The sequence below is a fragment of the Tessaracoccus bendigoensis DSM 12906 genome (assembly GCF_900141915.1).
GTDB classification, from domain to species: Bacteria; Actinomycetota; Actinomycetes; order Propionibacteriales; family Propionibacteriaceae; genus Arachnia; species Arachnia bendigoensis.
In genome coordinates, this window is sequence record NZ_FQZG01000121.1 from 1 (window position 1) to 5298 (window position 5298).

Annotated in this window: 3 protein-coding genes; all 3 read left to right on the forward strand. The window is 69.8% G+C overall.

The genetic code is table 11. The features are described from left to right. The first annotated feature begins 374 nt into the window (after positions 1–374). From cydD to BUC15_RS18335, 3 genes are read left to right on the forward strand one after another with little or no spacing between them, the layout of a single operon-like run. The gene (gene cydD, locus BUC15_RS18325) at positions 375–1985 is read left to right on the forward strand and encodes a thiol reductant ABC exporter subunit CydD (protein ID WP_084189740.1); all 1611 of its coding nucleotides are present in this window, start codon (positions 375–377) and stop codon (positions 1983–1985) included. Then, complete coding sequence (gene cydC, locus BUC15_RS18330) at positions 1982–3547, forward strand: thiol reductant ABC exporter subunit CydC (RefSeq protein WP_073191434.1); 1566 nt, start codon at positions 1982–1984, stop codon at positions 3545–3547. Before cydD ends, cydC begins: the two co-directional genes overlap by 4 nt. A 56-nt stretch (positions 3548–3603) precedes the next feature. Beyond that, entirely contained in the window at positions 3604–4890 is a 1287-nt protein-coding gene (locus tag BUC15_RS18335) for a glycosyltransferase (RefSeq protein WP_139280363.1), read from the forward strand. Positions 4891–5298: the final 408 nt, after the last annotated feature.

Below are 5298 nucleotides of genomic sequence, written 5' to 3' on the forward strand. Positions count from 1 at the left end.
ATTTGAGCAGGATCCACCACTCAAACCCGCCCCGGCTGCATCGTCAGCAGACAACGCCCAACCCGCCCCAATGACATGCAAATCCTGCTCAAACCCAGCCCACCAACAGCCCAACCCACCCCAGCCCAACACCACCGCCAACCCGAGCCGCCGCCTTCGCAGTCATCGACCAGGCCCAAATTTGAGCAGGATCCACCACTCAAACCCACCCCGCACGCATCGTCAGCAGACAACACCCGAACCGTGTCAATGACATGCAAATCCTGCTCATTCCCGCACCCAACCACCGCCCCAACACATCCCCAAAGCCGACGGCGACGCTGACCCCGAGCGACCATGTCGAAGCCCCTCCCCCGACGTGGGAGACTAAGCCAATGGCCGGACCCATCCACCCGAGGCTCCTCAAGCGGGCCGACGCGACCAGATCCTTCCTCGTCGCCTCGGTTCTCGTCGGGGTCGCCACCTCGATCCTGCTGATCATCCAAGCCGACCTCATCGCCACCTGGATCACCACCACCTTCGAGACCCACGCGCTCCCCCCCGGCTCCCAACTGACCCTCATCCTGCTGACGACCGTGTTCGCCACCCGGGGAATCCTGGCCTGGCTACGGTCGATGTTGGCTCACCGCAGCGCCGCCGCCGTCAAGTCGGACCTTCGCCGCGACGTCCTCCGCGCTCGGATGAACACCCCCGTCGGCGGCGCCTCATCTGCGTCGCTGGTGCGCACCGTCACGCAGGGCCTCGACTCCCTCGACGGCTACTTCTCCAAATATCTGCCCCAACTCGGCCTCGCGGCGACCGTGCCGTTCCTGGTCGGCGCGGCCGTCCTCATCGCCGACTGGCCCTCGGCCATCATCATCGCCTTCACCCTCCCCCTCATCCCGGTGTTCATGGCCCTGATCGGCTGGACCACACAGAAGGCGACCAAACACAGTTTCGACGTCGCCGACCGGCTCGCCAACCACTTCGCCGACCTGATCGCAGGCCTCCCGACCCTGCAGGCCTTCGCCCGTGCCCGCGCCCAGAAGAAGGGCGTCGAGCTCAGCGAAGAGCGCTACCGCGAGGCGACCATGCGGACGCTGTACGTCTCGTTCCTGTCGTCCTTCGCGCTCGAACTGCTCGCCACGCTGTCGGTCGCGATCGTCGCCGTCACCGTCGGATTCCGGCTCGTCGACGGCAACATCTCCTTCACCACCGCCCTCTTCGTGCTCATCCTGGCCCCCGAGGCGTTCCTGCCCGTACGGCAGGTCGGCGTCCACTTCCACGACTCAGCCGACGGTGTCGCCGCCGCCGACGCCGCCTTCGCAGTCATCGACCAGGCCACCGACGCCCCCGGCACGCGCCCGGCCATCGACGGCTCACTACGCCTCGAGGCCGTCTCCTACACCTACCCCGGAGGCGAGGCGCCCGCCGTCGAAGCCCTGACGCTGGAGGTCGCCCCCGGCGAGGTGGTCGCTCTCAGCGGCACGTCCGGGGGCGGCAAATCGACGGCGCTGGCCATCGCCATGGGTTTCCTCCAACCCACCAGCGGGCGAGTCACCGTCGGCGGGCAGGATCTCGCCGAAACCGACCTGGCCTCCTGGCGACGCCGGGTCGCCTGGGTCGCGCAGGAACCGGGCCTGGTCAACGGCACCGTCGGCGACAACGTCGCGCTCGGCCATCCGGGGGTCGACGGCGACACCGTCGCCTGGGCGCTCCGAGAGGCGGGCGCCAATTTCGACGCGGCCAAACCGGTCGGCGACGACGGCGAGGGACTCTCAGCCGGTGAGCGACGCCGCGTCGCGCTGGCAAGGGCACTCGTGCGGATCGGTGTCGGCGGTGGGCGCTTCCTCGTCCTGGATGAGCCGACCGCTGGCCTCGACGTCGACACCGAGGCCAGCGTCATCCGCGCCGTGCGCGCGACGGGGGCGGGGGCACTGATCGTGTCGCACCGTCCGGCCGTGATCGGGTCCGCCGACCGGGTGGTCGAGGTGGTGGCGGCATGAGGTCGTTGGTGCGCAGCCTGATTCAACAGGTGCCGAAGGCCCGCGGCCGGCTCCTGCTCGCGGTGCTGCTCGCGGCGCTGGCCTCGGCGTCGTCGGTCGCGTTGATGGGGGTTTCGGCCTGGCTGATCTCGTTCGCCGCGCTGGCGCCGCCGGTGCTGTTCCTGCAACCTGCCGCCGTCGGGGTTCGGGCGTTCGGCATCGCACGCGGCGCGTTCCGCTACGTCGAGCGGCTTGTCGGCCACGACGTCGCGCTGCGGATGCAGGGCGCGTTGCGGGTGCGCGTCTACGAGGCGCTGTCGCGCACCACCCTGATCGGGCGGCGGCGCGGCGACCTGCTCACCCGGGTCGTCACCGACGTAACCGCGCTGCAGGACCTGATCGTCAGGGTCGTGCTGCCGTTCGCGTCGGCCTCGGTGGTCGTCGTCGGCACCACTTTGATGCTGGGGTTCTTCAACCTGCCGTCGGCGCTGGCGCTGCTGGCCACCGCGATCCTGGCGGGGGTCGCGCTGCCGCTGTGGACGCAGAAGATGAGCCTCGACGCCGACCGGGCCTCGGTCGCGACCAGGGGTCGCCTCGGCGACGGCGCCCGCGAACTGGCGCTGACGTCGACCGATCTGGTCGCCTACGGTGCAGAGGGGGCCGAACTCGACCGACTCCTGGCCATCGACGACGAGCTCCGACGGCAGGAGTCGCGCGGCGCCTGGGTGCGGGGCATCGCCGAGGGTGGCCAGATCGTCGCCTCGGGTGCGGCGGTGATCGCCGCGCTGCTGTTCGGCACCGACGCCGTCGTCGACGGCACCCTCGACCCGCGCCTCCTCGCGGTGCTCGCGCTGACTCCGCTCGCGCTCCACGAGGTGCTCAACACGTTCACGCAGGCGGCGCAGACCTACACCCGGGCCCGCGCCGCGCTCGGCCGGATCACCGACGTGCTGGACGCCGACCCCGTCGGCACCGGCGATGTCACCGAGGGCGACGCCCCGACCCCGGGCCTGCGGTTCGTCGACGCGGCGATCGGCTGGCCGGGCTCGGCGCCGGTGCTGACCGGCGTCGACCTGAGCGTCTCCGGCGGGGAGCGGGTCGCGTTGGTCGGGCCGTCGGGGGTCGGCAAGACCACGCTCGCGGCCACCGCTCTTGGCCTCATCCCGCCGATGGCCGGCGAGCTGCACCGCGGCGGGCGCGTCGGCTACCTGGAGCAGGACGCGCACATCTTCGCCACGACGGTCGCCGAGAATGTGCGCATCGGCGACCGGGACGCCGACCGTGACCAGATCGTCGACGCCTTGACACGCGCCGGGCTCGACCTCGCCCCGGAGCGGCTCATCGGCGAAGACGGGTCGACGCTGTCCGGAGGCGAGCGCCGTCGGTTAGCGCTGTCGAGGCTGCTGGTGGGCGACCGGTCGCTGATCATCCTGGACGAACCGACCGAGCACCTCGACAGGGAGACCGCCGATGCGCTGATGGCCGACGTGTGGGCGGCGTTCCGCGGCTCGCCCGTACTGGTGATCACGCACGACCCGGAGGTGATGACCGCCTGCGACCGGGTCGTCCGACTGGGCCGATGAGCACCCGGTCCGCCCGTCGATGCTGGCAACGCGCCCCTGCCCGGTAGAGTGACCGCGTGATTCAAGCTGTGACCGGAACCTCCCGTCCGCTGCGCGTGGCGCAGTTCACGGACAATTACGGGCCCGGCAGCAACGGGCTGATGTTCGCGGTGCAGCAGTTGGAGGGCAACCTGCTCGATTCGGGCAACGAGGTGATCGTCATCGCCCCCGAGGCGAAGGGCCCGAACCCGCACCACGGTCGGCCGGGGCGCACCGAGCTGCGGCTGCCATCGGTCAGGGTGCCGAAGATGCCGACGAGGGTCGCCAACGGCAGGCACTTCGACGCCACGATCGACCGGATCGCAGAGTTGAAGCCCGACGTCATCCACGTGCACGGGTTCGGACCCGTCGGGGTGCTCGGCACCTGGGCTGCGCTCCGGCTAGACATCCCGATGATTGTGACGTGGCACACCGACTTCGACGCCTACGCCGACCACTACTCCGCCGTCCTGCCGCTGCTGACCGGGGTCGTCAAGGCGTTCACGCGGTTGTCGAAGGGCGAGGTCGTCGATTCGCACGACCTGAAACTGGCCGAGATCAAGTACGAGGACCGCGGCCGCTCGGCGGCGCTGCTGCTGGGGATCTGCCAGAAGATGCTGGAGACGGCCGCGCTGGTGACGACGCCGTCGCCGAAGACCGCCACCCGGTGCCGGCTGATCAGCACGACCGCGAACATCCGGGTCGTCCCGAATGGGGTCAACCCATTGCCGCCCGGCCCGCCCCCGATCCCCCGGCCCGTCGGCCCGCTGGTGCTGTACGCGGGTCGGATCGCGCCGGAGAAGGACCTCCCGCTGTTGGCCGACGCGTTCACGCTGGTGCACGCGCAGCGACCCGACGCCCGGCTGTGCATCGTCGGCGATTGGCAGCGGTATCCGCACATCAAGCGGGTGCTCGCGGCGGGTAGGGACGCGGGGCGGATCATCCTGCCGGGTGAGCAGAAGCGCGACGCGTTGGGCGCGTTCTACGGGATGGCCGACGTGTTCGCGTTCCCGAGCCAAACGGACACGCAGGCCTTGGTGTTGCACGAGGCGGCGCTGGCGGGGTTGCCGATCGTGTCGGTCGACCACGAGTTGACGCTGGTGGTCGAGCCGGGCGTCAACGGTGAGATCACGCGCCCCACGGCGGCGTCGCTGGCGGCTGGGCTGTTGAGGGTGATCAACCGGTTGGACGACGGGGAGTGGAGGGCGCGGGCGTCGGCGAGGTCGGTCGAGTTGGCGTCACAGTGGACGATCGAGTCGCAGGCGAAGGCGATGTTGGACATTTATGGCGAGGTCGCCGGGACGTTGGTCGGCCGGAACCCGTAGTCGACGGCGCCGTCGGGCGTTTGGTCGGGTCGGGGTCGCGTTGAGCGTTTGGTCGGGTTGGGGTCGCGTCGGACGTTGAGCACTATTCCGGGTTCGATCGCAAGAAAGACAGGTTTGAACGATCCAACCGTCATCGAACCCCGGATAGTGCTCAAACGGCCACCCGGCACCGATCGGGCCGAGCCGTCCTGGACGTTGAACGGGCCCGGCCTGGATCGCGTTGGGACCCGCTTCCCCCTTCCGGAAATGAGCAGGATCCGACAGTCACCGCAGCCGAAGCCGCATCGTCAGCAGACAACGCCGTCCACCCCCAAATGACATGCAATTCCTGCTCAAACCCGCCCCACCCCACCCCCCCCAAACCAAGCCCCTGAGCACTATCCCGGACTCGATCGACGACACGCCGCA